26 protein-coding genes and 7 pseudogenes are annotated in these 26,830 nt (G+C 43.2%); 19 read left to right on the top strand and 14 right to left on the bottom strand.

Annotated elements, in window-relative coordinates:
- The first annotated feature begins 716 nt into the window (after positions 1–716).
- On the top strand, positions 717–1,652 hold the full coding sequence (locus CCS41_RS15055; RefSeq protein ID WP_119797968.1) for a replication initiator protein A: 936 nt from the start codon (positions 717–719) through the stop codon (positions 1,650–1,652).
- 281 nt (positions 1,653–1,933) lie between these two features.
- Here CCS41_RS15055 and CCS41_RS15050 read toward each other — a convergent pair.
- A pseudogene (locus tag CCS41_RS15050) lies at positions 1,934–2,686 on the bottom strand (DUF4158 domain-containing protein); the annotation flags it as partial.
- Between the two features lie 155 nt (positions 2,687–2,841).
- On the opposite strand from CCS41_RS15050, the gene CCS41_RS15045 reads away from it, so the two are divergent.
- The 3 genes from CCS41_RS15045 to CCS41_RS15035 all read left to right on the top strand — a co-directional run bounded on the left by CCS41_RS15045 (position 2,842) and on the right by CCS41_RS15035 (position 4,574).
- Positions 2,842–3,426 carry a recombinase family protein gene (locus tag CCS41_RS15045; RefSeq protein ID WP_119797970.1) on the top strand — a complete coding sequence of 195 codons (585 nt, stop codon included), beginning with the start codon at positions 2,842–2,844 and terminating at the stop codon, positions 3,424–3,426.
- Between the two features lie 487 nt (positions 3,427–3,913).
- Positions 3,914–4,138, top strand: a complete 225-nt coding sequence (locus tag CCS41_RS15040; protein ID WP_006705592.1) for a DUF6364 family protein — start codon at positions 3,914–3,916, stop codon at positions 4,136–4,138.
- Between the two features lie 4 nt (positions 4,139–4,142).
- Positions 4,143–4,574 (top strand): PIN domain-containing protein, encoded by a 432-nt coding sequence (locus CCS41_RS15035; RefSeq protein WP_240313958.1) that lies wholly within the window; start codon positions 4,143–4,145, stop codon positions 4,572–4,574.
- Between the two features lie 85 nt (positions 4,575–4,659).
- On the opposite strand, the pseudogene CCS41_RS15030 reads toward CCS41_RS15035, so the two are convergent.
- Positions 4,660–4,944 (bottom strand): annotated as a pseudogene (locus tag CCS41_RS15030) (hypothetical protein); the annotation flags it as partial.
- Between the two features lie 34 nt (positions 4,945–4,978).
- On the bottom strand, positions 4,979–5,563 hold the full coding sequence (locus CCS41_RS15025; RefSeq protein ID WP_119797970.1) for a recombinase family protein: 585 nt from the start codon (positions 5,561–5,563) through the stop codon (positions 4,979–4,981).
- A 155-nt stretch (positions 5,564–5,718) separates the two neighbouring features.
- Here CCS41_RS15025 and CCS41_RS15020 point away from each other — a divergent pair.
- Positions 5,719–6,471, top strand: a pseudogene (locus tag CCS41_RS15020) (DUF4158 domain-containing protein); the annotation flags it as partial.
- 281 nt (positions 6,472–6,752) lie between these two features.
- On the opposite strand, the gene CCS41_RS15015 reads toward CCS41_RS15020, so the two are convergent.
- Entirely contained in the window at positions 6,753–7,688 is a 936-nt protein-coding gene (locus CCS41_RS15015) for a replication initiator protein A (RefSeq protein ID WP_119797968.1), read from the bottom strand.
- Positions 7,689–8,601: 913 nt separating this feature from the next.
- Here CCS41_RS15015 and CCS41_RS15825 point away from each other — a divergent pair.
- The gene (locus CCS41_RS15825) at positions 8,602–8,964 is read left to right on the top strand and encodes a hypothetical protein (RefSeq protein ID WP_205411527.1); all 363 of its coding nucleotides are present in this window, start codon (positions 8,602–8,604) and stop codon (positions 8,962–8,964) included.
- Positions 8,965–9,366, top strand: coding sequence for a transposase zinc-binding domain-containing protein (locus tag CCS41_RS17870; RefSeq protein WP_119797964.1), 402 nt, complete (start codon positions 8,965–8,967; stop codon positions 9,364–9,366).
- A 268-nt stretch (positions 9,367–9,634) separates the two neighbouring features.
- On the opposite strand, the pseudogene CCS41_RS16945 reads toward CCS41_RS17870, so the two are convergent.
- A pseudogene (locus CCS41_RS16945) lies at positions 9,635–9,787 on the bottom strand (type II toxin-antitoxin system RelE/ParE family toxin); the annotation flags it as partial.
- A gap of 197 nt (positions 9,788–9,984) precedes the next feature.
- Positions 9,985–10,143, bottom strand: coding sequence for a ribbon-helix-helix domain-containing protein (locus CCS41_RS14985; protein ID WP_240313957.1), 159 nt, complete (start codon positions 10,141–10,143; stop codon positions 9,985–9,987).
- Positions 10,144–10,474: 331 nt separating this feature from the next.
- Between CCS41_RS14985 and CCS41_RS14980 the strand changes: the two genes are divergently transcribed.
- Together CCS41_RS14980 and CCS41_RS14975 are read left to right on the top strand one after the other, a co-directional pair.
- Positions 10,475–12,463, top strand: a complete 1,989-nt coding sequence (locus CCS41_RS14980) for a Kelch repeat-containing protein (protein ID WP_119797963.1) — start codon at positions 10,475–10,477, stop codon at positions 12,461–12,463.
- 35 nt (positions 12,464–12,498) lie between these two features.
- Positions 12,499–13,236 (top strand): hypothetical protein, encoded by a 738-nt coding sequence (locus CCS41_RS14975; protein ID WP_119797962.1) that lies wholly within the window; start codon positions 12,499–12,501, stop codon positions 13,234–13,236.
- Positions 13,237–13,642: 406 nt separating this feature from the next.
- Here the strand turns inward: CCS41_RS14975 and CCS41_RS14965 are convergent.
- The 4 genes and pseudogenes from CCS41_RS14965 to CCS41_RS14950 form a co-directional block, all read right to left on the bottom strand.
- Positions 13,643–14,610: pseudogene (locus CCS41_RS14965) on the bottom strand (Tn3 family transposase); the annotation flags it as partial.
- A gap of 83 nt (positions 14,611–14,693) precedes the next feature.
- Entirely contained in the window at positions 14,694–15,062 is a 369-nt protein-coding gene (locus CCS41_RS14960) for an integrase core domain-containing protein (RefSeq protein ID WP_323586521.1), read from the bottom strand.
- A gap of 17 nt (positions 15,063–15,079) precedes the next feature.
- Positions 15,080–17,005 carry a Tn3 family transposase gene (locus CCS41_RS14955; RefSeq protein ID WP_119797959.1) on the bottom strand — a complete coding sequence of 642 codons (1,926 nt, stop codon included), beginning with the start codon at positions 17,003–17,005 and terminating at the stop codon, positions 15,080–15,082.
- 24 nt (positions 17,006–17,029) lie between these two features.
- Complete coding sequence (locus CCS41_RS14950) at positions 17,030–18,139, bottom strand: DUF4158 domain-containing protein (RefSeq protein WP_119797958.1); 1,110 nt, start codon at positions 18,137–18,139, stop codon at positions 17,030–17,032.
- Positions 18,140–18,238: 99 nt separating this feature from the next.
- On the opposite strand from CCS41_RS14950, the gene CCS41_RS14945 reads away from it, so the two are divergent.
- The 4 genes from CCS41_RS14945 (at position 18,239) to CCS41_RS14930 (ending at position 21,331) form a co-directional block, all read left to right on the top strand.
- Positions 18,239–18,937, top strand: a complete 699-nt coding sequence (locus CCS41_RS14945) for a recombinase family protein (protein WP_323586520.1) — start codon at positions 18,239–18,241, stop codon at positions 18,935–18,937.
- A 160-nt stretch (positions 18,938–19,097) separates the two neighbouring features.
- On the top strand, positions 19,098–20,429 hold the full coding sequence (locus CCS41_RS14940) for a hypothetical protein (protein WP_162860130.1): 1,332 nt from the start codon (positions 19,098–19,100) through the stop codon (positions 20,427–20,429).
- 107 nt (positions 20,430–20,536) lie between these two features.
- Positions 20,537–20,989, top strand: coding sequence for a type II toxin-antitoxin system RelE/ParE family toxin (locus tag CCS41_RS17865; protein ID WP_323586518.1), 453 nt, complete (start codon positions 20,537–20,539; stop codon positions 20,987–20,989).
- Positions 20,990–21,001: 12 nt separating this feature from the next.
- The gene (locus CCS41_RS14930) at positions 21,002–21,331 is read left to right on the top strand and encodes a HigA family addiction module antitoxin (RefSeq protein WP_119797956.1); all 330 of its coding nucleotides are present in this window, start codon (positions 21,002–21,004) and stop codon (positions 21,329–21,331) included.
- Between the two features lie 333 nt (positions 21,332–21,664).
- Here the strand turns inward: CCS41_RS14930 and CCS41_RS14925 are convergent.
- Positions 21,665–22,024: pseudogene (locus tag CCS41_RS14925) on the bottom strand (ISKra4 family transposase); the annotation flags it as partial.
- 260 nt (positions 22,025–22,284) lie between these two features.
- On the opposite strand from CCS41_RS14925, the gene CCS41_RS14920 reads away from it, so the two are divergent.
- The 4 genes and pseudogenes from CCS41_RS14920 to CCS41_RS16940 all read left to right on the top strand — a co-directional run.
- On the top strand, positions 22,285–23,244 hold the full coding sequence (locus CCS41_RS14920) for an IS110 family RNA-guided transposase (protein WP_162859989.1): 960 nt from the start codon (positions 22,285–22,287) through the stop codon (positions 23,242–23,244).
- A 158-nt stretch (positions 23,245–23,402) separates the two neighbouring features.
- Positions 23,403–23,660, top strand: coding sequence for an AbrB/MazE/SpoVT family DNA-binding domain-containing protein (locus CCS41_RS14915; RefSeq protein WP_119797955.1), 258 nt, complete (start codon positions 23,403–23,405; stop codon positions 23,658–23,660).
- On the top strand, positions 23,657–24,058 hold the full coding sequence (locus CCS41_RS14910; protein ID WP_119797954.1) for a type II toxin-antitoxin system VapC family toxin: 402 nt from the start codon (positions 23,657–23,659) through the stop codon (positions 24,056–24,058). Before CCS41_RS14915 ends, CCS41_RS14910 begins: the two co-directional genes overlap by 4 nt.
- 43 nt (positions 24,059–24,101) lie before the next feature.
- A pseudogene (locus CCS41_RS16940) lies at positions 24,102–24,252 on the top strand (recombinase family protein); the annotation flags it as partial.
- 12 nt (positions 24,253–24,264) lie between these two features.
- On the opposite strand, the gene CCS41_RS14900 reads toward CCS41_RS16940, so the two are convergent.
- The 3 genes from CCS41_RS14900 to CCS41_RS14890 are packed head-to-tail and all read right to left on the bottom strand — an operon-like array spanning position 24,265 to position 25,676.
- Positions 24,265–24,876, bottom strand: a complete 612-nt coding sequence (locus CCS41_RS14900; RefSeq protein ID WP_119797953.1) for a hypothetical protein — start codon at positions 24,874–24,876, stop codon at positions 24,265–24,267.
- On the bottom strand, positions 24,877–25,401 hold the full coding sequence (locus CCS41_RS14895; RefSeq protein ID WP_119797952.1) for a GNAT family N-acetyltransferase: 525 nt from the start codon (positions 25,399–25,401) through the stop codon (positions 24,877–24,879).
- Positions 25,398–25,676: a type II toxin-antitoxin system TacA family antitoxin gene (locus CCS41_RS14890; protein ID WP_119797951.1), complete on the bottom strand. Its 279-nt coding sequence runs from the start codon at positions 25,674–25,676 to the stop codon at positions 25,398–25,400. Before CCS41_RS14890 ends, CCS41_RS14895 begins: the two co-directional genes overlap by 4 nt.
- 387 nt (positions 25,677–26,063) lie before the next feature.
- On the opposite strand from CCS41_RS14890, the gene CCS41_RS16935 reads away from it, so the two are divergent.
- Both CCS41_RS16935 and CCS41_RS16930 read left to right on the top strand, forming a co-directional pair.
- Positions 26,064–26,366 carry a transposase gene (locus CCS41_RS16935; protein ID WP_240313955.1) on the top strand — a complete coding sequence of 101 codons (303 nt, stop codon included), beginning with the start codon at positions 26,064–26,066 and terminating at the stop codon, positions 26,364–26,366.
- The gene (locus CCS41_RS16930) at positions 26,344–26,823 is read left to right on the top strand and encodes a transposase (RefSeq protein WP_240313954.1); all 480 of its coding nucleotides are present in this window, start codon (positions 26,344–26,346) and stop codon (positions 26,821–26,823) included. The genes CCS41_RS16935 and CCS41_RS16930 overlap by 23 nt, the downstream gene beginning before the upstream one ends.
- The last annotated feature ends 7 nt before the right edge of the window (positions 26,824–26,830 follow it).

The raw sequence follows: 26,830 nt of genomic DNA, 5'->3' as shown, positions 1-26,830 counted from the left end.
AGCTACAGGTGCTATTTTAACGTTAAAGTCTAGGTTGGGTATGGGTAAACCTAAAGTAGGCCGGTTATGACCATTCTAGATGCCTTGGAGGGCTACATAGAAAATCATCTCTGCGTCAAATTAATATCTCTCCCTGCCAAGCTCCTTAATTTGTTGCAATTTAAAAAAATTTCTAGCAAAACGGGTTTATTAGATCCGCACAGCTCGCCGCAAGAACAGCCTTCGCTACGCGAAAACTGTTCTTGCGGCGAGCTGAATATCATCAGATGCTGAAAAAGAACTCGGTCACTCTTCAGCTGAATATTGCTCATTTTAGAACGTCCAGTTATCCACAGATTTTTTGCCGATCCGTGCTTATTAAAACCTTATTATGATCTTATTAAACTTATTAAAGGAAAAAATGTTAGTTAACTATTTGAATATTAAATAAAAAAACCATACTTGTCCGTAAATCACGATAGTTTGTCCGTAAATCACGACTCATATGTGATGTTATCCACAAAAAAATGTATTTGCTAAGTGCAAAAAACATACTTTTTTGTCTGGAGTTTTGTTTTTTCTTGAAAATGTCCGTAAATCACGATATTTATTCAATGGAATTGGATTTTTGTATGTGTCCGTAAATCACGAGTGGACTAAAAACGAGCGAGCCTGACAGGTGTATGTAGCACCCAACAGGCTCTGACCGAAACCCTAACGATACTAGGATCCAGGCTATGGCCGATGGTACAGAAAAAAATAGAGTTCGCAATTTGAAAACGTTACGTCCCCGCAAACATCAGCAAATTGATTTTTTCATCGCCGATGAAGTCGATATTGTTAATTTCCGTGATGAGCTTGCCAGCATGGAGCACCCTTTTTTTGCTCTGAAAGGGGGCGATACCCGTACTAGGGAATATGTGAATGGAAACACTATTATTAAAGTTGCACCGAATGCTGAATATGGTATGGCAACCATTTTTGATAAAGACGTCTGGATTTACGCCATATCGAAGCTATGTCAGGCAATGTATAAAGACCAGCCCATTAGTCGCACTGTGTGTTTTACCGCTTATGATTTATTTGTTACCACAAATAGAAATAAAAGTGGCCGCTCTTATAAGGAACTGGAAAAGGCATTAGACCGACTTGCCGGAACGCGCATAACAACAAATATCCAGCACAGTGTTGATAAGCGTGAAGCTATTGGTTTTGGCTTAATTGACAGTTGGCATGTGGTGGAAGAGCAGAAGGGCAAACAGGCCGTGGGGATGATTGAAGTGACGCTGCCAAATTGGTTATATGAAGCCATAACCAGAACTAAATTATTAAAAATTAGTCAGGATTATTTCCGAATCAGGAAAGCAATAGACCGTCGCCTATATGAAATCGCCCGTAAGCATTGTGGCAGTCAGCATCAATTTCAAATTTCACTGGAAAAGCTTCATATAAAAACAGGAAGCACGAGGGATTTGAGAAAATTCAGGATGGATATTAAAAATCTATCTAAAATTAATGACCTACCGGACTATGAAATACGTTATGAAGCGGGAAAAGATTGTGTGATTTTTACCAACCGCGATCAAGACAGTGAAGCAGCACAGAAATCGAAACTGCGTGAAGGGGGAAAAAAAGCCATTTTTGGATTGAAAAAGAAATATGGTTTTGAATAAAATAAAAAAGTAGAGGGATGATAAATGGCTAAAATCTATCAATTTCCAGATAGAGAACATAGGCAGGTTGTGAAAAAAACGCTCAAAGTTGCTAAAAGAAAAATACTGTTTAAAAAAATAGCTTCTTTAATGGGAAAATTTTTCTTCTGGTTGTTTATCTGGTCTCGGCGAATAACGGCTAATGTATTGCATATGTCCGTTTATTTTGGTTTGTCTCTCCTACATTTTTTCTGTTACTTGCTATTTGTATTGGGAGGATTCTATTGCCTGATCCACTACACTCTGGCTACATGGTACAACGGTGCTAATATTGCTCGTTTCTCGCGTTCTCGTGCCATTTGACGCCAGCGAAAATCTTTCGCATCTTGCCTGAGAACGGCCAGTTCAGACAATGTATCATCTCGATCAAGTAGTTGGGTTAAAGCCTCTTTGGTTCCGGGCTCTAACGACCTGGACAGAATATCAGTCAAGCGTTGTCGCTCGACAGAGAGGGTTTTACCGATGATATCCTGGAATGTGGAATAGCCAGGCCGGACAATCCTGTTGTCCCGTAGCCAACTGATTAATTCGGCAGCAACAAAACCAGGCGTGATATCACGTCGTACGATCTGCCGGGTTTGTTGTTCGAGCTGCTGTCGAAATTGCCCTGACCACAAGTGGTATTCAAACAACCCGGCAATCAATTTTCGCTGTGAATGATATTCATGATCGGTGATCAACATGCACTGACATTCTGTATCGTCGAAATAGCGGCTCATCACAAAAGCATAGTCATGCTCTGTTTCCGCCAGGGAAAAGCGGAAAAAAGTATGCTTGGCTCTGAAGTAGCCAATCTGCAGGATGCAGCAAACCTGCGCATGAAGAGTAGGACGGCTCATTGCGAGTTCAAGCTCTGTTTTTGACAGCGACAGAAACTCCAGTTGCTGTGCCTCATCAAAATCCGGTAACCCATACAGGGCAAATTGTTCCGCATCCGTTAAAACAGACAGCCTCTCACTTTTACCTTCTTTTTTGGGGTTATGTTGACTCGTCATCCTGACTCCTCGTGCATAAAGATGTCCGTAAGAGGATCGTTCAACGGACAGTTAGCAATGAGCCCTGCCTATCCGACGTGCAGCGGCTGAAATCGTCTCATTTAAATGGTACGATATTATTATCGTTAGCGGCTCCTTAATCGTACACTTTTATTATGACAAAAACACGCATCGGCTATGCTCGTTGCTCAACAGACAGACAGGATCTTGCAGCACAGCAGGCAGCCCTCATTCAACTCGGCGTATCTCCAGAGCGAATTTACATCGACAGAGGGTTAACTGGCTCCAATCGATTGAGACCCGGATTGGAGCAGGCGCTCGCCGCTGTCCGTTGTGGTGATACGCTAGTCGTGCCAAAACTGGATCGCCTCGCTCGTTCAGTCCCTGATGCGCGTCATATTGCTGACTCATTGCTTGCTCGCGGGGTCAAACTGGCACTTGGCACTAACGTTTATGATCCGACAGATCCTATGGGAAAAATGTTTTTCAACATTCTGGCTACGTTTGCTGAATTTGAAGGCGATTTGATACGTCTGCGAACAAAAGAAGGAATGGCGATTGCACGGGCGAAAGGGAAGCTGAGGGGTAAACAACCTAAACTCTCTGATAAACAGCAAAAAGAGCTATGTCGAATGCATGGGACAGGCCAGTATTCGATCAGCGACTTGGCAGAATTGTTTTCAGTTTCTAGACCGACAGTTTACCGAATGCTTGCACGTGAAGGGCGTCTGTCAATTTAAGCCACAAAATTTCCGGCGGTTCCGGCGTACAACCCCTTTTTAGTATCAGATGATATTCCGCTTCCTCGAACGGCTTTCGCTTTGCGAAATCCATTCTTGCGGCGAGCGTTACCGATCTAAAAAAACCATTTTCATTAAAATTTTTTTAGAATTAAAAAAATATCGTTAAAAAATCGGATTAACAGGAAAAAATTAGATAATACAGAGATAGGACAGAGATAAGATTCAATGATGCCCCTCAAAGGGCTCTAGAATGGCCATAGAGACGCTTTCTTTGACTTACCCATGCTTACTACCCTTTCCTTTACCTTAACGCTACGTGGCCTATGTGGCTTTAAAAACGATAGGACAAAAAACAAGGGCAGCTAGACTTCAGTCGCTATCAATATCTGTGATCTACATCACATACCTCATCCATTTCTTCTTTGAAAAACATTCAATGTGCGCACATAATATGTGCTATATCCAAAAATAATGGAGATCAATCATGAATATCACTCTTTCTGTAGACAAACAAGTTGCGCAACGGGCACGTGACGCAGCGCAAAAAATGGGTAAAAGCCTTAACCAGATTGTACGTGACTACCTGGAACAGTTAGCAGGCAGTGCCTACCGTGATCAGCAATGGGTACAGTTTGAAGCTCGTTGTTTGCAATCATCCGCTAAGCTTGACGGTTGGCAATTTGATCGTAACGAAGCCAATGAACGTTAATCGCATGGCAAATCGTAGTTTTATCGACACCAATATCCTTGTTTACGCAGAGGCAAGCGACATACCCGTGAAGCAGAAAACGGCTCTTTCCCTGCTTAAACAGCTTTACGAAGACGCAAGTGGGGTGCTTTCTACCCAAATCCTTCAGGAATATTGCAACGTTGCTCTAAAAAAACTCAAGCTTTCTCCACAATACATTCGGGCACAACTCGATCTATACGAGCAGTTTGAAGTAATTCAAGTAACGCCAGCTATCATCCGTGCAGGAATCGACTTAAACCAAACTCGTAGTATCGCTTTTTACGATGCTATCGTGCTTGCTAGTGCAAAGGCATCAGGTTGCAGAGTGCTATTTAGCGAAGACATGAACACCGGCGAGACAGTTGATAGTATTCAGATATGCAATCCATTTGTTAACAATGTGCCAAAAAAGTAATGGTTTTAGCAAAATTTGCCTTAATATCCCCGCCCGCATTGGGCTAGGTTTTGCGGCGAATTTTGCTAAATATATTATATTCTTTTTATTGATTAATTTTTTCCAGTACCTTTTTGTTCAAAAACGTTTTACGAACGACGCAAATCATCCAATATATAATACTGGCAATTAACAGCGAGTTTAGTGATGGTATTCCCTGTTCAATAGTCAGGCCAACAACGCTACCGGCAATCCAGGAAATAATAGCAGACCAACCTATCGATGGTGTAGATTCCGCAGTAGGTAGATTTCCTTTAGCACGACTTATATCAAGTAATTCGCGGCTAGTACGTAAAATATAATAGTCGACCAACATTACACCAGCAATTGGGGTTGTACGCCGGAACCGCCGGAAATTTTGTGGCTTAAATTGACAGACGCCCTTCACGTGCAAGCATTCGGTAAACTGTCGGTCTAGAAACTGAAAACAATTCTGCCAAGTCGCTGATCGAATACTGGCCTGTCCCATGCATTCGACATAGCTCTTTTTGCTGTTTATCAGAGAGTTTAGGTTGTTTACCCCTCAGCTTCCCTTTCGCCCGTGCAATCGCCATTCCTTCTTTTGTTCGCAGACGTATCAAATCGCCTTCAAATTCAGCAAACGTAGCCAGAATGTTGAAAAACATTTTTCCCATAGGATCTGTCGGATCATAAACGTTAGTGCCAAGTGCCAGTTTGACCCCGCGAGCAAGCAATGAGTCAGCAATATGACGCGCATCAGGGACTGAACGAGCGAGGCGATCCAGTTTTGGCACGACTAGCGTATCACCACAACGGACAGCGGCGAGCGCCTGCTCCAATCCGGGTCTCAATCGATTGGAGCCAGTTAACCCTCTGTCGATGTAAATTCGCTCTGGAGATACGCCGAGTTGAATGAGGGCTGCCTGCTGTGCTGCAAGATCCTGTCTGTCTGTTGAGCAACGAGCATAGCCGATGCGTGTTTTTGTCATAATAAAAGTGTACGATTAAGGAGCCGCTAACGATAATAATATCGTACCATTTAAATGAGACGATTTCAGCCGCTGCACGTCGGATAGGCAGGGCTCATTGCTAACTGTCCGTTGAACGATCCTCTTACGGACATCTTTATGCACGAGGAGTCAGGATGACGAGTCAACATAACCCCAAAAAAGAAGGTAAAAGTGAGAGGCTGTCTGTTTTAACGGATGCGGAACAATTTGCCCTGTATGGGTTACCGGATTTTGATGAGGCACAGCAACTGGAGTTTCTGTCGCTGTCAAAAACAGAGCTTGAACTCGCAATGAGCCGTCCTACTCTTCATGCGCAGGTTTGCTGCATCCTGCAGATTGGCTACTTCAGAGCCAAGCATACTTTTTTCCGCTTTTCCCTGGCGGAAACAGAGCATGACTATGCTTTTGTGATGAGCCGCTATTTCGACGATACAGAATGTCAGTGCATGTTGATCACCGATCATGAATATCATTCACAGCGAAAATTGATTGCCGGGTTGTTTGAATACCACTTGTGGTCAGGGCAATTTCGACAGCAGCTCGAACAACAAACCCGGCAGATCGTACGACGTGATATCACGCCTGGTTTTGTTGCTGCCGAATTAATCAGTTGGCTACGGGACAACAGGATTGTCCGGCCTGGCTATTCCACATTCCAGGATATCATCGGTAAAACCCTCTCTGTCGAGCGACAACGCTTGACTGATATTCTGTCCAGGTCGTTAGAGCCCGGAACCAAAGAGGCTTTAACCCAACTACTTGATCGAGATGATACATTGTCTGAACTGGCCGTTCTCAGGCAAGATGCGAAAGATTTTCGCTGGCGTCAAATGGCACGAGAACGCGAGAAACGAGCAATATTAGCACCGTTGTACCATGTAGCCAGAGTGTAGTGGATCAGGCAATAGAATCCTCCCAATACAAATAGCAAGTAACAGAAAAAATGTAGGAGAGACAAACCAAAATAAACGGACATATGCAATACATTAGCCGTTATTCGCCGAGACCAGATAAACAACCAGAAGAAAAATTTTCCCATTAAAGAAGCTATTTTTTTAAACAGTATTTTTCTTTTAGCAACTTTGAGCGTTTTTTTCACAACCTGCCTATGTTCTCTATCTGGAAATTGATAGATTTTAGCCATTTATCATCCCTCTACTTTTTTATTTTATTCAAAACCATATTTCTTTTTCAATCCAAAAATGGCTTTTTTTCCCCCTTCACGCAGTTTCGATTTCTGTGCTGCTTCACTGTCTTGATCGCGGTTGGTAAAAATCACACAATCTTTTCCCGCTTCATAACGTATTTCATAGTCCGGTAGGTCATTAATTTTAGATAGATTTTTAATATCCATCCTGAATTTTCTCAAATCCCTCGTGCTTCCTGTTTTTATATGAAGCTTTTCCAGTGAAATTTGAAATTGATGCTGACTGCCACAATGCTTACGGGCGATTTCATATAGGCGACGGTCTATTGCTTTCCTGATTCGGAAATAATCCTGACTAATTTTTAATAATTTAGTTCTGGTTATGGCTTCATATAACCAATTTGGCAGCGTCACTTCAATCATCCCCACGGCCTGTTTGCCCTTCTGCTCTTCCACCACATGCCAACTGTCAATTAAGCCAAAACCAATAGCTTCACGCTTATCAACACTGTGCTGGATATTTGTTGTTATGCGCGTTCCGGCAAGTCGGTCTAATGCCTTTTCCAGTTCCTTATAAGAGCGGCCACTTTTATTTCTATTTGTGGTAACAAATAAATCATAAGCGGTAAAACACACAGTGCGACTAATGGGCTGGTCTTTATACATTGCCTGACATAGCTTCGATATGGCGTAAATCCAGACGTCTTTATCAAAAATGGTTGCCATACCATATTCAGCATTCGGTGCAACTTTAATAATAGTGTTTCCATTCACATATTCCCTAGTACGGGTATCGCCCCCTTTCAGAGCAAAAAAAGGGTGCTCCATGCTGGCAAGCTCATCACGGAAATTAACAATATCGACTTCATCGGCGATGAAAAAATCAATTTGCTGATGTTTGCGGGGACGTAACGTTTTCAAATTGCGAACTCTATTTTTTTCTGTACCATCGGCCATAGCCTGGATCCTAGTATCGTTAGGGTTTCGGTCAGAGCCTGTTGGGTGCTACATACACCTGTCAGGCTCGCTCGTTTTTAGTCCACTCGTGATTTACGGACACATACAAAAATCCAATTCCATTGAATAAATATCGTGATTTACGGACATTTTCAAGAAAAAACAAAACTCCAGACAAAAAAGTATGTTTTTTGCACTTAGCAAATACATTTTTTTGTGGATAACATCACATATGAGTCGTGATTTACGGACAAACTATCGTGATTTACGGACAAGTATGGTTTTTTTATTTAATATTCAAATAGTTAACTAACATTTTTTCCTTTAATAAGTTTAATAAGATCATAATAAGGTTTTAATAAGCACGGATCGGCAAAAAATCTGTGGATAACTGGACGTTCTAAAATGAGCAATATTCAGCTGAAGAGTGACCGAGTTCTTTTTCAGCATCTGATGATATTCAGCTCGCCGCAAGAACAGTTTTCGCGTAGCGAAGGCTGTTCTTGCGGCGAGCTGTGCGGATCTAATAAACCCGTTTTGCTAGAAATTTTTTTAAATTGCAACAAATTAAGGAGCTTGGCAGGGAGAGATATTAATTTGACGCAGAGATGATTTTCTATGTAGCCCTCCAAGGCATCTAGAATGGTCATAACCGGCCTACTTTAGGTTTACCCATACCCAACCTAGACTTTAACGTTAAAATAGCACCTGTAGCTTTTATGAGGCTTTAAAATTGATTGAATAAAAAACCGGATCCGCTAGACCGCAGCGGCCATCAACATCTGTGATCTCTATCACATTTTACCACTTGCCATGAACATGGCCGCCGCAGGCGGCAACGGTGGGTTGCCTGCAAGGCTCAGGTTTTGGTAAGCTTCCGTATCATCTTTTTTCACACCTTGTAAAACCCAGCATGGCCATGAGCAAAAAGCCACGTAAGCGCAAGCCCTCCAGACAATCGTCAGCCCCTTTACCGCCACGTTATCTGGTCTCCATTCCTCATAGTTACGGGCATATCGATGACGATGTCGACGAGACCTGGTTTGCAGACATCGACAGGGTCATTCACCATTGCCTGACTTTCGGGCCCCAATTCTTCCTCGACATGGGGGAATATCCGCCAACCACCATCATCATCGACGCTGTGCGACGGGATGGCAGCGGCGTTAATCTCAGCAAGATGCCTCTCGATATTTTCATGGAAGCGGTTAAGTCCGGCCAGCAGACCGTACACTACGGACCCTGGAGCCCGGACTACGATGCTTGGCACGACTGAGTGTTACCGCGCCTTCGCCATGTTTTCCAATGCGGCCGAGCTTGGTGGCAGTTCTACGAAACCCATGCCGACGAGCTCCGCGACGTCATCGTTGAGACCATGGTAAAACTGTTCGCCTGTGGAACATCAACGCTGGGCTACACGATTTGGCGCTGTGCCTGCCAAGGCTGTGACCATACCAAACGCATTTTATTCAGTTGTAAAAGTCGCAGCTGTCCATCCTGTGGCAAAAAGGCCACGGAGCAGTGGGCTCAAAAGCAAGAGACGGGGCATGAGGGGGTACAGGTCATTATGTCGCGTGACTCGCCGAGGCCCGCACAGCGGTACCGTCTGGCACAGAAACCGTTAACCCCTATCCCCCTGCTAAGCGGGTTTTTCTTTTCACGGCCTGTCAACATCTAGGGTGCAGGCGACTTAAAGGGCGGCCATGAAAAGGTCTGATGTGTGTTCATTTCCCGCTTGCATTGTAAATACAAATCGGGTATAAATCACTTAGGATGTTATCCTTATACTATAAGCTCGCTCAGGCGAGTTTTTTTGTTGGTGTGAAGGGTAGGACAAGCCGTTAGGCGCGTCAGTAGTACTTTATTGATTATGTTGGCGATACAGTGAGAGGGGTATAGTGAAGGAATAATCTATTCATCAGTTGTAAATTTCCTGAGTCATCTGCTCACCAGTATTTTGGTAAATTTTGTTTTGTATGAAAAACACGCAAAATTTCTATATTTCCATTTTTAACACGATAAGGAATAACATAAGGGTAACGCGGTAAAATCAGTTCGCGTGTGCCGGGGACTCTACCAGGACGTCCTAAAGCAGGATTATCCCGTAGTCGCTAAGTGGAACGATAAATCTCTTTGATAACATTTTGGGCAGTAGAGGGATGGTCTTTGACCAGAAAACCGTACACTTCATCCAAATTATGAATGGTTTTTTTTAACCATTTAATTTGCACTGATCCCCCAATGTTTAAATTTTAACGCCAGCTCTGATGCAGGCACGAAGTCATTGGTATCCGCTTCAATTTAAGGCGTGTTCTGTCTCAGTAATTTGCCACAATTCACGTTCAAGATACTCATTGATCGCCTGTTTGGCTAACAGCGTCGTTGTTTTGCCGGTCATTTCGGCCAGCTGGTCTAAGCGGTCTTCGATTTCAACGGGCAATGGGATAGCTAACATAGTTTCTTCCTACTTATTATAGGCTACACAGACAGACTCTAGGATAACACCTAATTTACTTGGGTGCGTATAAGGTATGACGTTATACGCACCCCCCTCCAGCAGCAGAGCAAGAAGGCACCTGACCCAGGAAGACCTCCCCCGCTTGAGCAAAAAGAGAAAAGACGCGTTGAGTAGATAACCGCGCAGGGGACGCGCGGGGGACCCTCTTCCTTGACGACGTCAAATCAGAAAACAAGTCAAACGCCGGGATGAATAAAAAATAAGGGCATGACGTTATGCCCTGCTAGCGCGCTATCCCCCCACTATCAATACACCAGAGAAGGTCTCTATGAACTCCCACGACGTTATGCTTTCTTGGACGGCCGAAGGCGACAAACGCTTGCAGGAAGCCCGTGCGTCCGGCAGCAAACTGCAACTCACCCACATGGCGTTAGGCAATGCTTCTACGCCCTTATCCATCACAGACCTTAAGCAGGCACGGGAGGTAAGAAGTGTCATTTACCAAGCGCCGCTGGATGGCGTGACGGTGGACAGGGAAAAGAACAGTGTCATCGGCGAGCTGATCCTACCTGAAGATAAAAAAGAGGAAGCAATCCGTGAAATTGGCATTTTTGAGCTGGATACCTTAGTGGCCGTGGGGTATTCCTCCTCACCCTATAGAGATGTGCGCCAACAAAGTGGGGAACGGATCCAACTGGTACGCCTACCGCTCAATACTATCCCGGCGTCGGCCATCGAAACCCTGAGTAACGTGATTAACTTCAAGGAGTCGGATACGCGTTACCTTCATGCTGCAGAAAACTTGAAAGATTTAACGAATAAAAAGACGGCGCGAAGTAATTTTGAATTGGGGACCGCCGCTGTTAAGAATGCCGGGACAAATCATTCAGACTTGATTACCACCGGGGAGGCGGATAATCGCTATCTGAAGCATTCAGAGAATTTGCTCGCTACCAAGGCAGATAAGGCAGACGTGAGCAAACACAGTCAGTTTTTTCATCTCTTTGTCGACGACCCCGATGTGTTGGCCTATCTTTTACAGCCAGGCTTGACGAGTGATCAGTTGGAAGCCTGGTTGGCGAGTGATAATAATGAAGAAAAGTTCACCCGCCTTTTCACCCATTCGGTGGCAATACAGATCATCATCAGCAACAGTGCGGCGTTTACCATGCTGGTCAACAGTCCGCGTGCGATAAAGGCGGCAGTAAAGAGCCAGGCGATGCTAGTCGCTATGGTGAGTGCTGAGCCCGCTCTGGCTGTGGTAGTGAATTCTCAGACCGTCATGAATGCGGTGGCGAATAGTCGCGCTGCGCTGGATGTGATCGGTATGTCGACGTTAGCCTGTCAGGCCATTGAAGAGGGGCAATACCAGGTGCCCATGATTGCCGATTTAGGCAAAAAAATAGACCGTAAAAACATGGCCATCGCGGTGGTAGGGAATAAGGCGATTTTTTTGGGGGGAAAGACTACTAGCCCCTCCGCGACAATCGATATCTATGACAGCCAGGATAACTACTCCGCGACAATCGATATCTATGACAGCCAGGATAACAGCTGGACGACGCACACGGCCAGTGAAGCACGCTACTTAGCTGAAGTCGCGGTGGTAGGGAATAAGGCGATTTTCTTCGGGGGAAAGACTGCTAGCCCCTCCGCGACAATCGATATCTATGACAGCCAGGATAACAACTCCGCGACAATCGATATCTATGACAGCCAGGATAACAGCTGGACGACGCACACGGCCAGTGAAGCACGCTACTTAGCTACCGTCGCGGTGGTAGGGAATAAGGCGATTTTCTTCGGGGGAGAGACTACCAATATCTATGACAGTCAGGGTAACAGCTGGACGACGCACAAGGCCAGTGAAGCACGCTACTTAGCTACCGTCGCGGTGGTAGGGAATAAGGCGATTTTCTTCGGGGGAAAGACTGGTAATGATAACTACTCCGCGACAATCGATATCTATGACAGCCAGGGTAACAGCTGGACGACGCACACGGCCAGTGAAGCACGCTACTTAGCTGGCGTCGCGGTGGTAGGGAATAAGGCGATTTTCTTCGGGGGATATACTACTAGCTTCACCGCGACAATCGATATCTATGACAGCCAGGATAACAGCTGGACGACGCACACGGCCAGTGAAGCACACTACTTAGTTACCGTCGCGGTGGTAGGGAATAAGGCGATTTTTTTGGGGGAAAGACTGGTAATGATAACTACGATTCCGCGACAATCGATATCTATCATGCGGCAAGTGGAACTTGGAGAGCGGTCTCTATTATCCGGCTTAATAGTGACTATCTATGTAAAATAATTGAAAAAAATAAAGCGGTCTTTATTGGCCGAGATGTGACTAATGATGTAAAAAAATATACCTATTTGGATACCGATAATAATGGATTAATTACCCGTGGTGCGGCGGATGACCGTTATCTCAATGTCTCGGATAATTTGAATGATTTAGTGAGTACGGCTACAGCGCGCAGTCATCTCGGTTTAAAGACAGGGGCGATTAAAGACGTTGATACTGACGATAACGGATTAATTACCCAAGGTGCGGCGGATAAGCGTTATCTTAATAAAAATTCAGAAAATTTGCTCTTCACCCAGGAAGATAAGGCAGACGTGAGCAAACACACTCAGTTTTTTCAACTCTTTTTCGGCGACCCCGATGGGTTGGCTTACCTTTTGCGCCCCGGTTTGAAGAGTGATCAATTGGAAGCTTGGTTGGCAAATGATAATAATGGAGAAAAGTTCACAGACGTAGTAGCTTCACAAACAGCCATGAATGCCGTAGCCGCTTCACAAATAGCCATGAATGCGGTAGCAACTTCCTCAACAACCAGAGAAATCTTACGAAATTCCTCTACCGCTATGGCAGAAGTTGGGAAGAACTCAATGGCGATTGCCAAACTCACTACCGGCTTAGCAGGACTGAACCCTCTAGATTATGCGGATATGGCAGCTGTAGCGGCTTCTAAAACCGCCATGGATGCTGTAGCAGGCAGCGCCATTGCCCTGAATGCAATTGTTAAGTCGGAGTTGGCATCCAAAGCAATTGAAGTTAACCTTCAGAGCCCCGGATAACCGTGCAAAGTACGCTGAATGCTGCCTCAGGCATTTTTAAGAAAACTAATGAAACAATAGGTAGTGGTGGGGGAAGCTGGGAGAGTGGGGCGAACAGTGCCACTATTTATATTCCTACATCTTCTAACGACAACGCTAACGGTATGCATGATAATGATTACTACGTATATTCTTTACTTCCTGGAAACCGGCAACTCGCTTTTATCCCTAAACATAGTGGTGCCGTGAACGTCACTTCTGGCCTCGCGTTAAGAGGTGTACGGGTACAGGGTCTTAATGTAGGTAGTTCAACAAGTGAGACAGGAAATGTAACTTTCGACGTCTACACAGCAGTGTAGAAAAACAATTAGCGAAAGTTAATTAACCTCTAAAAAGGGGTTGTACGCCGGAACCGCCGGAAATTTTGTCACCCCAGCTTAAGTCCCGCTATCATTGCATCCAGGTCAATTTCTTTCCCGTCACTGATAAATGTGTAATGGCCGTTTAACAGGATATGTTGCCATGCCACGGGTGACATATGTCTGATAAGCTCCAGTCCTCTTGTATTACCGGTTGCTTCATACTTCGTCAGTAACCGCGACAAGAGGGCTGAGTTATAGTAGATGATTACATTGGCGAGCAATTGACCGCATTGGTTGCTGATCTCGATTTCAATGTCTGTTTGTCCTGTCAGTTCCTTCTTCCCACCAATCTGGGCTATCGCTGACCGTAGTTGGTGGTACGATTCAATTCGATTTTGTGAGCGGTGGCTATTTCTGGCCAACTGGGGATTGCGCAGATAACGCAGTGTATAGAGACTGCGGATGAGCTTATCAAACTCGAACAAAGCTTGCCTCGTCGGATTATCTGAGGTGTAGGTACATAGCTTACGGATCAACGTACCCTGTGTTATTTCTTTTAACCCCAGAGTGGCAACGATTTGCTCCAGATGATTTTTCTCACTGAGAATAATTTCCTGATCGATTTGACCTACAGGTCGGATAAGGCACTTTTCGTACTGTGATGGTTCGTCGGCACAATAGAGTTCCTTTAGTAACGTATTCAACGAGGTAAAACGAGGTTCGAAGCGCACAACCCGAACCAGTGAAGTAGGGCAAAATTAGCTTTGTTGACGCTGTGCATATCGCCGGTAATGGCAGTCGGCACAATGTCTGAGGTATTTCGATACCAGATATCGAAAACGTGGTGAGCTTCATATTCATGTGCGCCAATGAGATAACCATTAAGCGGGATGTGGTTACATAATAAGGTATAAGCAACGACGCCTTTCCCACGGCCAAAATATTTACGTGAGGAGCGTGCTTTTACCGTTGGCCGCTCCACGCTGAACTTCTGCCCGTCAACAGCAGCATATAATGAGCCAAGATCAAAATTCGCGTAACGTGGTTGAAGCGGTTTCATGGCCGACAGGAATCGGCATTGCTGATTGTAATGGTCAAGTAAAACCGGACACTTTTTTAAGACACCTTGATTAATGGTATTCGCTCAAACTCCATGGGAGAAAGATATCCCAGTACACAGTGGGGACGTTTACTATTGTAATAAGCCAAATAGTCCAACACACTCAGCTTGGCATCATGGTGACCCTTCAGCACTTCGTAGTGCAAATATTCATATTTCAGACTGCGGAAGAAGCGCTCTGTGGGGGCATTATCCCAGCACTGGCCTTTCCGACTGTTGCTTGCCTGCATGCCCATAACCGACAGATGCTGCCCGTATTCACGGCTGGTGTACTGACTGCCTCTATCTGAGTGGTGAATTAGCCCCTTATTGAGTTTTCTACGCCAATACGCCATTTGTAGGGTTTTCCCGCATATCCAGCCCAAACTGGCAATGAGATAAATTAGACGACCTTAAATGACAATATTTTATCCATATCGAACAATGATTTTTCCGCTTCAATTTCCTGGGTGAAATCGTATTCACCGTGCAAGTTGACATGTTGCCAACTCAAGGTTGAGCCGTTACGGATAATGATTAACATTTTTTTCCGTGTTTCCTCATCCTCCGTCGTCGCCAGTTTTTGTGATAAATAGAGCGCATTCCATAAAACTATGGCATTTTGAATCAGCCGCTGACAACCCACCACCATTTCTTGTTCTTCTTTACCACTGTATTGAATTTCTTGATTATTACCAAATAGAATGGCTTTAGAAAATTTATTGGATAACTCTATCCGATTCAGCTGTTTTTCAACGGCTTGTCTCAAATCTACATCATCAATATAACGCAAGATAAACAAACTTTTAATGACTTTCCCAAATTCTTTAATAGCACAGTATAAGGGGTGCTGCTTGGAATAAGAGCTTAAACGCTTAAACACCTGTGATGCTGTCGTTTCTTTTAATTTTATAGTGACCATTAATCGCAAAATATCATCCCAGTGCGACTTTATAAGATCAACATCAATGTACCGATGCGGTAATATTTTATATCCTTTCTCTTCATACGTTTTACGTGATTCGAAACTATAAAGAGTGGATTTCTTTAGTCCTTTAATTCTGGGTGCAAAATAAATACCAAGCATATGTAACACCCCAAAGATAGCTTCAGAATAACCCTGTGTATCGGTAGAATGAATACTGCTATTAATAGAAAGATTATGCATCAAACCATCAGCAACATAAGCCGCTTCGCGTTCTGAACTACTAAATGCGGTGGAATAAAATAATCGATTAAATTCATCAATAAAGGTATACAGCGAGGTGCCTACTCCACTGCCAAAGTATTTGAATGAACTATTAGCATTTAAAGATTCTACCGCTACGCCGACTTTGCGACCATCACTTGAAGTATGTAATTCATTCGGGTTATTTTGATGTAGCCTGAGCAATGATAGCTGACTAAGAAGCTCCAGGATGCATTTGTTGGCGGCATGGATATTTTCTAAGCTCACGTGCCAATTGAAAAAGTTTAACAATCCATCTTCTGTAATACCTTTAGAAACATTTGCTATTTTACTCAAGCCAATATTACACCCCATACCTAGAATAGCGGCATAATATACAGATTTTTTAGGTAATATTTTTTTATCCTTGACGCTATAATGCCGAAAGCAATCTAGATAATGAGTCAACTTTTGCACATCACTTAATATTTTTAATATAGAGACATATTTTTGATCATCAAACAAAGCAGATAGGGATTGAGTATTCATTTTTTCTACCTTAGGTGTCGCCAAGACCATTCTCCCTTTTTTATCAAATTTAATGTGTAAGTTTTTATCCGAATTAATACGTTGGTTTGTTCTATGATAAGCGTCATTAAGCTTATTTTTTAATGTGAATATTACGTTGTCTATATCTGTAAAAAAAGTTAATCCGGCTTCCTCTAATAAGCGACTTTTATTGACCTGCCAATGGAGTTTAGGGTGTAAATAATTTTCTATGGACAGGTATTTGTACGCTGGCTTCAAACTGACCACACCTGCTTTAAGTGCTTCAGATGTATGGAAATAAAACAGGACTTTGTAGAGGGAAACTCTAAATTTACCGGCTGAATCATACAGCGCTGTTTGTTCTTTTTCAGTCAAAAAATCTACGGGGGCTTCTTTCCCAATTTTTCCCGCCTTTTTTTGGTAATGTTGAATGGCAGTTAAAATTTTTGTCGAATTTTGATTTTCAGTTTCATCAAAAGCAATGTGGCGTAGAATATCGGCCACTCTGTTTTGTAACTTAAGTGAAAGAGCTTCAATTACATGATAATAATCATGTTCATTCATCTCCTGAAGGCTATTTTCAGCGAGTTCATCAAGTCTTGGCTCGGCCATTATCTCCGTTTTTTGTTGATAATACTATTCCAGTAATAATTTTATATTTTCAATTTTTTGAGCGTCATTGAGAAGGGGTGATATCGCCACTTTTTCAATCTGTTTAAGCACGGATTTGTAGGATATTCTGGCATCAAATAATAATTGTAAGGTTTCTTTATGCTGATCTTTCTGTTGAAAGGCCTGTTCCTTCTGAATTCGTGTCGCTGAATTTTGCGTTGCTTGAACACAAGTTAATAAAATTTCACCAAAAATATCTTGCCGCAGCTGATATTGATGCAGTAAAAATGAGATTAAATATAAATCCCGTTTATTAACCTGTAGTTGATTTATTTGAAAGAGTGAAGCCTTACGCAACCAAGTGGCATAATATTTAATGGTATCAATATGCAAATTCAAAGAGGCTATTATTGGCAAAGCCATTTGGTATAGTCCCTGAATTAATTTAAAATCTTGAATGCTTTCTTTTATTATTTTAGGTTTTCTGGAGTGACTGATTGTTTTAAGTCTAGAGACTACTGAATAATTTTTTCCATTGGTCTCAAATAGAGCGTCAAATTTTTCTTGAAGCTCTTTGGTTATTTTCTTTTCTATTAATTTAAGTAAATTCTTTTCAAAATCGCTTATTGCTTGAGTAATGACCAAGGCAAAACGATTATAGCGTGGTATTTCGATTCTTTTTATTTTGAGAAGATCAATGAGTTCCAGTAAAATTTGCCTTGGTGAATAGTGGCGTGCAACTTTATCTTCTATGATTTGTAAGAAAAAAACTTTCGACTCTTTATCAAACTGTTGCAGTGCTAAATAGCGCCTTATAATCTTTTTATGGTAATTGAATGAACGCTGATTATAGCCTGTCATTTTCACTTGCGTGGGAGCAATATTCTGTTGTTGGCAAATGATTTCAATATCATGTTTACGAAACTGTCCAGGTTGATAAAATCGCGCACCGGCCTGGCAGTATCCCCAAAGCAATATAAAGCCTACTTTGTTAGTTACATTGTTAACTGTATCCAACCACGTTTTTAATTTTAGGGGTAAATAAAAATATTTGGTTTGTTCCTCGAGGGTAAAAACAGGCGGATTATCGAATTTAATTTGTTCGGCTGGAGACAGGATCTCAATTTTTGCCATTAAGGTACATCCAATAGGTTAAAATTAATGCTATTAACGTTCGTTTTGTTAAGCGATAAATTATGTTATTAAGGTACAATATAAATTATATATAAAACGATGGTGTTATGTGCAAAAAAAACCTTAACACAAAACCAGGTAAAATTGGATAACGTCAATATGATTTATGGATATGTTCGGGTGAGCACTCAAGAGCAAAGTGTTGAAAGCCAAAAAAATAGTATTAGTCGTTATTGTATTGAACAAAAGCTTATGGTTGATGAATGGATCGAGCTGGAAATGTCTTCACGTAAATCCACCGTAATGCGCCGTATTGATGAATTACTGGATAAATTATCACCGGATGATATCGTCATTGCTTCTGAATTATCTCGGCTTGGGCGTTCGATTAAAGAAACGCTGAATACAATTGAAACAATTATTCAAATCAAGGAGGTAAGGTTAATACTTATCAAGCAAAATCTGGATTTAAATCCGAATACTAAAAATAATGTGGCTAATAAAGTGCTTATCACTATTTTTTCAATGCTGGCTGAATTGGAAAGAGACTTTATTTCAGAACGAACCAAAGAGGGGTTACGTGTCCGAGCTGCCAAAGGCATCAGGCTCGGTAAGCCTAAAGGGATAATACAAGCTTCGATGTATGATAAGGATAAAGAAAAAATTTTACATCTTTATCATCTGGGTGTACCTATTCATAAAATTATTGCAATGCATTTGGGGTATGGTAAATATTTATCTCTCAAGGCATTTATTCATAAAGTGACAGCGACGGCGTCCTTAGCGCAGAGCATCTAAATTAACTTAGTGGTTTTGGCCGTTTGGCTGCCAAGAGAAGCTCATTGCCAGTTTGGGCTGGATATGCGGGAAAACCCAACTTTTAAAAAAGGAGGCTAATTGCCAGAAAGTCGCCGATCAGTTGGAGATAACTAACGATTTTGCTCAGCAGAGTCTGCAAATGATGGCTATTGAGCACTTAGCTCCTGAACTTTTAAAAAAGGAGGCTAATTATCAGAAAGTTGCCGATCAATTGGGGATAACTAACGATTCTGCTTTGCAGAGTCTGAAAATGATGGCTATTAAGCACTTAGCTCCTGAACTTTTAAAAAAGGAGGCTAATTGCCAGAAAGTCGCCGATCAGTTGAGGATAACTGATCGCAACCTTCGGGAGCATCTGGAAATAATGACTGCTCGGAACTACTGCACACAAGATATTAGCAGAGGCCTTAACGGCAAGGAAATCGCTGACAAGAGAGGAATAATTTATAATATCCAAAAAAATCGCTATCCTGCTATAGAGGCACTGCAACTGCTTTTTGTTAAGCACTACGGCAAACAGGATTTAAAGAAAAATCTCCCTTGCCAAAACATGGTTGATAAGTGGTGGATAAAGACTTTGGTGGCCGAAGCCGCACTGGAAAAGAAGGTTATTAAGTACTTAGGTCTAGAGTATTTGGAGAAGGAGCCCAACTGCCAGGAAATCGCCGCGAAACTGGGACTAAGAACTTATGAAGCTAAGAAGACGCTGGAAATTATGGCTGTTACGCGTTTCGCTCCTAAGCATTTTAAGAGGAGGGCTAATTGCCAGGAAATCGCCGCGAAGCTGGGACTAATAACTGATGAAGCCAAGAAAGCGCTGGAAATGATGGCTGTTACGCGCTTCGTTCCTAATTATTTGAAGAGGGAACCTAATTGCCAGGAAATCGCCGCGGCGCTGGGGCTAATAACTGATGAAGCCAAGAAGACGTTAGAGATGAAGGTTGTTACGCGTTTCGCTTCTAAGTATTTTAAGAGGAGGGCTAATTGCCAGGAAATCGCCGCGAAGCTGGAACTAATAACTGATGAAGCCAAGAAGGCACTGGAAATGATGGCTGTTACGCGCTTCGTTCCTAATCATTTGAAGAGGGAGCCTAATTGCCAGGAAATCGCCGCGGCGCTGGGGCTAATAACTGATGAAGCCAAGAAGACGTTAGAAATGAAGGTTGTTATGCACTTCGGTTCAGAGTATTTGGAAAAGGAGCCTAATTGTCAGGAAATCGCCAAAAGATTGGGTATAACTTATCACAGTAGAGATGATAAGTGGAGTAGCGATAGAGATGATTGTCCCGCTCTACTCGAGCTGGAAAGGCTCACCGTTAAGCGCTACGGCAAAAAGTGCTTGATGGAAGGCCTCTCTTTCAAGGGCGCTGTAGAAGAATTGGGAATAACTTGTAAAGAAGCTCTGGAAGATATGAAAAATTTGACTACTGCTATTTGGTTAGGGGTGATAGAACAAATAACTAGGGGGTAAGTCATGATACGTGTGTAATTGACCAGAGTAGCCAGTAGTACGATAGGGCCACCGACCCAACGCGATCAGCACCTGGAAATGATCCAGAATAAGGAGAGCATAAAAAAGTGTGGGGCAATCTTATCCCGCTAATCCAACGCTTTCATCGATCTTTCTCTGCCCATCGTCAGATCCGAATACTCGCTTTCTTAGCTCACCATGAAACGGTGTTCGGAGTAGAATCTTTAAATTGTACAATACTTGTATTGAATGGAATGACGGAACAGATAATGATTAAGTCTTTTCGGGATAAAAACTTAAAACTGTTCTATATGGAGAGTAAACGAGATCGCGCAATACCGGCAACAATAGAACGCCAGTTAGCTAAAAAGCTCGATATGTTAGCGGCTGCACACAATGAGCAAGATTTGTTTATTCCAACCAGTAATTATTATAAACGCCTCTCTGGACAATTTGATGGTTTGTCCAGCATGAGAGTCAATATTCAATGGCGATTAATGTTTCAGTGGAAAGATGGATATGCTGAAAACATCTACCTTGATCCTCATCAAGACACTTAGTTAGGGGGATTTATGCTTGATACCACTACTCGTGAACCCACCACTGTGGGCGAGATTTTGCAGGAGGAATTTTTAACCTCGCTGGGGATAGGTCAGGAAGAATTAGCGGACATTATGGGAGTTACCCGCGCAACTGTTAACCGGTTGTGTAAGGGGCGTCGTCGTTTAACAGTAGAGGAAGCGACGTTGTTTTCTCAGTTGTTCGAGACAACCCCAGAGTTTTGGTTAAACCTACAAGCTGCTCATGATCGCTGGGAAGCCCGTGAAGCTCTTCAAAAAAAAAAACATCCCCCAATTCGGCCAATTATGGAAATGCTGGGACGGCGTATCTCACACGCATGATCGGAGCTAGGGGAGCAATGGAACAGCGAAGTCATTTAAGGATTATCTGGTGTGCCTTATATCACCGGCCTGAAGGCCGAGGTTTTACGGCACACCAGATAAAATGTTTCAGGATAAGGGGCTACTCCAGGGCTTTTATATGAACGCCCTGGGGGCTGCTCACCCAAAGCACTTTTTTATATCATTTTTCAGGCGTTATTTGGTCGCTTTCGATTACAGGATATTTCATATTTGATACAGTGTCCTTAGGAAGGCCAGTTTTGTGCGCTATATCAACGGCCTTCCACCCGCTCTTAAAAATAAGATGAGAGCATAAAAAAGTGTGGGGCAATCCTAAGCAGCTAATCCAGTACTTTCATCGGTCTTTTCTCCGATATGCTCATCGATTTTCAGACCCGGATACCAACGCCTAAATTGCTCTTTCAGCTCACCATTAAGCACTGAGGTTCGGGTTTGGAGTAGATAATGAGCGCCAAGCTTGCTCCACTGCATTTGCTGTTTTTTAACCATTCTTTTCGCCACCACTTCATTAATAGTTGATTCCACAAAGGCGGTAGAAATGGTCTCCCCATATCGGTACATCTCGCCATAATTAGGGATTATCATCCGGTTATTGCTAATGTAGGTATACATTTCATCCAGATGAGTTAACAGCTTCTTACGGTTAAAATAGTTGAGTTCATTATCATCACAAAGGCCTGATGCTCCGGAACTCGCGCCCTTATATCTTGATTATTAACTTTCAAAGGTTGATGATCCCCAACTGATCATTGGGATGTCACCGGAGAGTTTGTTTGCGCCCTTAGGCTTAAAGCTTGTGCAGTCAGATAAAACCCCGGTGACATATTTATCGTCGCCTGTAAGACCGAACGGTATCTTGTGCTAAGAGCACGTATTTATAAGGAAGGTCGGGGCGATCATTTAATTATCTGTTTTTCATGGGAGAATCAGCCATGGACAAGACCTCAGTGGGTATTGATGTTGCCAAATTAAAATTCGATGTTGCAGTGTGGGTAGAGAGAAAAAAGTATAAAACAAAAGCATTCCCGAATACCCCCTCTGGATTTAGCCAACTACTGAAATGGCTTATCCCTTACGGGGATTGTCATATTTGTCTCGAAGCCACAGGGAGTTACAGTGTTCCACTGGCTATGTTCTTAGTTGATAATGGCATTGACGTCAGCCTAGAAAACCCATCACGTATTCATGCCTTTGGTGAGAGTGAACTGAGTCGGAACAAGACGGATCAGGGGGATGCAAAAATGATAGTGCGCTACTGCGCACTGCATACACCTGTCCTCTGGACTCCTCCTCCCTTGAGCGAACGTCAATTAACCGCGCTAGTACGCCATCTAAAGAGTTTAGAGGAAATGAGGCAAATGCAAGAAAATCGGCAATCAGTGGCTGACGATGTCGTTCAATCCTCACTGCTTGAAATCATTTCTGCACTTAAACAACAAATCCAGGCCACCAAAGAAAAAATAAAAAACCATATCGATAACGATCCTGACTTAAAGAAAAATAAAGCGTTGCTGGAGAGTATTCCTGGTATCGGTGAAATACTAAGTGCCAGTTTGCTGGCGTATGTGGGTAATGTGTCAAAATTCACTAACAGTAAGGCAGTGGTGGCCTATGCCGGGCTTAACCCAAAACTTTGTGAATCAGGTTTATTTAAAGGACGGAGCCGCCTATCAAAACGGGGTCATACCGAGCTCAGGAAAGCGTTGTATATGCCCGCTCTGGCTGCCCTTTCTTGTAATCCGATAGTGAAAGCACAGTGGCAACGACTCGTATCACGCCATAAAGGGGGTAAAATGGGCGTCTGTGCAGCAATGCGCAAATTACTCCAACTGGCGTATGGTGTGCTGAAATCAGGCATCCCATTCGATACAAAAATAGCACTTGCATCATGATGGGCAAGACGGTATCTGACGCAAAAATATCAAATTGGAAAATCTCCAATAACATCATTGTATTTACCTCGACGAAAACCCAAAACCATGATAATTGCTTGCTAGTAAGGTGATGTTGCCTTACTATATGGTCATGTTCAATAAATGAGGTTAGCAGCATGACTACCCTTACAGTCACGGCGAAAGGCCAGGTGACGTTTAAGCAAACACTTCTGAGACACCTTGGCATTAAACCCGGCCAGAAAATAAACGTCAATACGCTTCCAGGTGGTCGGGCAGTAATTCAAGCAGTGCGGGAAGGGCGAAACATTGAAGATGCATTTGGGATCCTCCGGGCAAAAAATAAGGGCAATGTTGTTTTGTCTATCGACGACATGAACGAGATAGCTCGCAAGGGTTGGGCGAGTGAAAAATGAAACTTGCCATCGATACCAATGTTGTACTCCGCTACCTGCTGGCCGATGATATAAAACAGGCCACTATAGCGCGTAAAGTAATGAAAGAAGCAATATTGGTAACTATTCCTTTGCCGGTACTTTGTGAAGTCGTATGGAACCTGTCACGAGGCTATAAACTGGCAAACGAGGATATAGCCGACGCTATAGGGATTCTCATAGAAGCTGATAACGTCAAAGTTAACCAGGGTGCAGTAGATGCCGGTATTGCAATGCTTCGTTCTGGTGGCGACTTTGCCGATGGCGTCATAGCCTATGAAGGTTTTGCCCTCGGCGGCGAGATTTTCGCTACTTTTGATAAAAAGGCTGTAGCAATACTTAAAAAGCTCGGATCTATCAGAACTCAGCTGCTCTCCTGATTGGGGAGTAGTGGAACAGCGAACCGACTTAGGAGAGCATAAAAAAGTGTGGGGTAAACAACCAAAACTCTCTGATAAACAACAGAAAGAGCCACGTCACATGCACGGAACGGGGGAGTACTCGTGCTGAAGTGTTTTCAGTATCACGTCCAACTGTGTATAGAGCTATTGGGAAACAAACGGCTAGTGTGTGATTCGTAGACCACTCAGCAATGGTTAACATCCAGCGCGATCAACCGCTTGTTCATGTCGTCCGGATGTTCCCAATAAACGGCGCCTTTTGTAGGCGCAATTTGAAAGGTCAGGTACTTTGCAATATCGTTATCATCGCAATCAGGGGCGCCAAGCACCCATACCGGATAATCAGAAACGGAGGCTTCCAGCTCGAACTTTTTACCTACCATTTCCATTTCTTCTGTTGACGCAGTGTTCCAGGAAAATACCAGTCTGGCAACGATCTGATTGCATTTTGAGCAAGGAAACACCTTGTTTTCAAGAACCTCTGTCCCTGCGGGAACAAAGTTTGGCGGGAAGGCGTCACGTCTTAAATACTCAGGCTTTTTAGCTATATGCACCAGTAGCGCATCTGACATTTGCTGTGCTACCAAAGCGACAATTGTTTTGTTCCTATCTTGTGGCTCCTCAACATAGGGCTGAAGCTGAGTATCACCTAACGGAGTACCACAAACAACGATGCCACCTATTTCTTCATGGCCGTTTCTAAAAATGACATAGGTGTTTCCGCGCTTTTTAACGGAGATACTGGCCGGGAGTTTGCTGAGGTTTGTCGCTTCATATTTTGAATTTTCATCATTCATTTAGAGTTTCCCTGCTGTAGTAAGTGCAGCATGAATCGTTTTTAACGGCAACAACAGAGACAAAGGCGCATCTAACAGTGGAACAGCACCATAACTCGCATACCAATGAGCTACTTGCTCACTCTTAGCATCAATCATAAGCGCGACACCGCCTGCCTGTGTGGCAACCAAAAGGCAGCGTCGCCCTGCTGCAAGTAATAACTGCCCACCAAGCCTTTTCCCCTGTACTGAAATATCTACAGCCAGACGGCCAAGCCGAAATACGGGCACTTCATGCCGAGCCAAACCACGTTTTATCACCTCCGGGGCGCGTTCGTAAGCAATGGAGGCGGGGCTAAGGCTGTAGTAACCCAAAACCTTTTGATTGCTGTCACTAACAGCAAGGTAGGTTTTTGCCCCACCTTTCTCATGGCTCTGCCGCGCATGACGATGTAAAAATTGATTCAACGTATCATCACCACAATCGAAGGCTGCGCGATCATGATGTTTACCTATGGGAGCTTCGTGCCAACCTGGTAACGTCATGACAGCATCGGCAAAGAAAATGCAGCCGTCATCAACTTATCGTTGGGTGTCGGCGGATTATCCAAAAGCTCCAGTACATGTAAACTGTCTCTCTCTGTGAGTTCCAGCCGTTCGTTATCGTCGATAATTTTTCGTGCTACCGACACCACATTACGAATTACAAATTCAGTCAGGTTAGTATGCTGTATAGCGGCTGCGCGTATTAACAACGATTTTTCTTCCGAGGCAATACGCAATGACATACGGTCATTGGTTTCTACTAGGAGCTGAGGCATGGGAGATCTTTCCTTTTTTTACGTATTAAAATAGTACAATAAAGTCGGGTAAACAACAATATGTATGTATTGAATGCGTACATGAAAAGTATCAAACATGGGGTTGTACGCCGGAAATTTCGTCACTTCATCTTAGTTGAAAAGATCGTAGTAACTAAGAAGTAGCTTCACCAACAGGAACACAACGATGGCTAAGAGCGTGCTGAGAAAGCTAGATTCATCGAAACGCCTAAAGTTAGTTTTTCATGTGTATGAATGAGCGCAAATACTCAAAAAGATTGAGAACCCGTCTTGAAATAATTTAATCTTGCTTGGCAAGAGTAAATATACTGTTTTACAATAATTTTTTCGTAAACCTGCCTATTTTTATTTTTCTGGGAATATTTTGTGTACCAAAGTGACTTAAAAGACGCCGAATGGTTGATAATAAAGAATTATTTCAACCCTAGTGATAAACGAGGCCGCAAATCGAAACATGATAAAAAAACAATTGTGGATGCGATTTTGTATGTCGTGAAAAGCGGCTGCCAGTGGCGGATGATGCCAAAAGATTTCCCCCCGTGGAAGACGGTTTATGACCATTTCAGCCGCTGGAATAAAGCAGGCGTATGGGAATGTGCCCTAGATAAGCTAAACGAGCAATATCGCCACTCAAAAAAAAAGAAGGGTGCCCAGTTATGCGATTATTGATTCCCAAAGCGTTAAAACGGTCTATGCCAGCGAAGAAAGAGGATTCGATGGCGGTAAGAAAATAAAAGGCAGAAAACGGCATATTATCGTTGATACATTGGGGAATTTACTGCATGTGTCGGTACACAAAGCCAATATCAACGACACGAAAGCGGGCGTTGCTGTATTCGAACGAGCCGCTGAAAAATATCCATCAATCAAAGCGTTTTCGGGGGATGCCGGCTATCGGGGCACAGCAGTAGAATTTGTTGAAGAGCGATTAAAACTGAAATTAAACATCTCGACAAAAATTAAAGATGTCTTCGCGGTCTTGCCTATACGGTGGATTGTTGAACGTACCTTTGCTTCGCTTAATGGGTTTCGGCGCCTGGCAAAGGAGGTTGAAATCCTTACCGCCACCGCTGAAAATATATTCAGAATTGCTATGGTACGTCTTACTCTTGCCAAACTACGATGAAATTATT

The sequence above is a fragment of the Candidatus Fukatsuia symbiotica genome, from assembly GCF_003122425.1.
GTDB lineage: Bacteria > Pseudomonadota > Gammaproteobacteria > Enterobacterales > Enterobacteriaceae > Fukatsuia > Fukatsuia symbiotica.
This window is presented reverse-complemented; position numbering and strand designations above follow the sequence as displayed.

What these genes read in the sequence shown, in the direction of transcription:
- CCS41_RS14910 (WP_119797954.1), top strand. Translation starts at nt 23,657, where the DNA reads ATGAAACTTGCCATCGATACCAATGTTGTACTCCGCTACCTGCTGGCC.
- CCS41_RS14985 (WP_240313957.1), bottom strand. Translation starts at nt 10,143, where the DNA reads ATGTTAGCTATCCCATTGCCCGTTGAAATCGAAGACCGCTTAGACCAG.
- CCS41_RS15025 (WP_119797970.1), bottom strand. Translation starts at nt 5,563, where the DNA reads ATGACAAAAACACGCATCGGCTATGCTCGTTGCTCAACAGACAGACAG.
- CCS41_RS14920 (WP_162859989.1), top strand. Translation starts at nt 22,285, where the DNA reads ATGGACAAGACCTCAGTGGGTATTGATGTTGCCAAATTAAAATTCGAT.
- CCS41_RS14915 (WP_119797955.1), top strand. Translation starts at nt 23,403, where the DNA reads ATGACTACCCTTACAGTCACGGCGAAAGGCCAGGTGACGTTTAAGCAA.
- CCS41_RS14950 (WP_119797958.1), bottom strand. Translation starts at nt 18,139, where the DNA reads ATGGCAAAAATTGAGATCCTGTCTCCAGCCGAACAAATTAAATTCGAT.
- CCS41_RS14955 (WP_119797959.1), bottom strand. Translation starts at nt 17,005, where the DNA reads ATGGCCGAGCCAAGACTTGATGAACTCGCTGAAAATAGCCTTCAGGAG.
- CCS41_RS15825 (WP_205411527.1), top strand. Translation starts at nt 8,602, where the DNA reads ATGGCCATGAGCAAAAAGCCACGTAAGCGCAAGCCCTCCAGACAATCG.
- CCS41_RS14930 (WP_119797956.1), top strand. Translation starts at nt 21,002, where the DNA reads ATGCTTGATACCACTACTCGTGAACCCACCACTGTGGGCGAGATTTTG.
- CCS41_RS14890 (WP_119797951.1), bottom strand. Translation starts at nt 25,676, where the DNA reads ATGCCTCAGCTCCTAGTAGAAACCAATGACCGTATGTCATTGCGTATT.
- CCS41_RS15045 (WP_119797970.1), top strand. Translation starts at nt 2,842, where the DNA reads ATGACAAAAACACGCATCGGCTATGCTCGTTGCTCAACAGACAGACAG.
- CCS41_RS14895 (WP_119797952.1), bottom strand. Translation starts at nt 25,401, where the DNA reads ATGACGTTACCAGGTTGGCACGAAGCTCCCATAGGTAAACATCATGAT.
- CCS41_RS15035 (WP_240313958.1), top strand. Translation starts at nt 4,143, where the DNA reads ATGGCAAATCGTAGTTTTATCGACACCAATATCCTTGTTTACGCAGAG.
- CCS41_RS14980 (WP_119797963.1), top strand. Translation starts at nt 10,475, where the DNA reads ATGAACTCCCACGACGTTATGCTTTCTTGGACGGCCGAAGGCGACAAA.
- CCS41_RS15015 (WP_119797968.1), bottom strand. Translation starts at nt 7,688, where the DNA reads ATGGCCGATGGTACAGAAAAAAATAGAGTTCGCAATTTGAAAACGTTA.
- CCS41_RS15040 (WP_006705592.1), top strand. Translation starts at nt 3,914, where the DNA reads ATGAATATCACTCTTTCTGTAGACAAACAAGTTGCGCAACGGGCACGT.
- CCS41_RS14900 (WP_119797953.1), bottom strand. Translation starts at nt 24,876, where the DNA reads ATGAATGATGAAAATTCAAAATATGAAGCGACAAACCTCAGCAAACTC.
- CCS41_RS15055 (WP_119797968.1), top strand. Translation starts at nt 717, where the DNA reads ATGGCCGATGGTACAGAAAAAAATAGAGTTCGCAATTTGAAAACGTTA.
- CCS41_RS14940 (WP_162860130.1), top strand. Translation starts at nt 19,098, where the DNA reads ATGATGGCTATTGAGCACTTAGCTCCTGAACTTTTAAAAAAGGAGGCT.
- CCS41_RS14945 (WP_323586520.1), top strand. Translation starts at nt 18,239, where the DNA reads ATGGTGTTATGTGCAAAAAAAACCTTAACACAAAACCAGGTAAAATTG.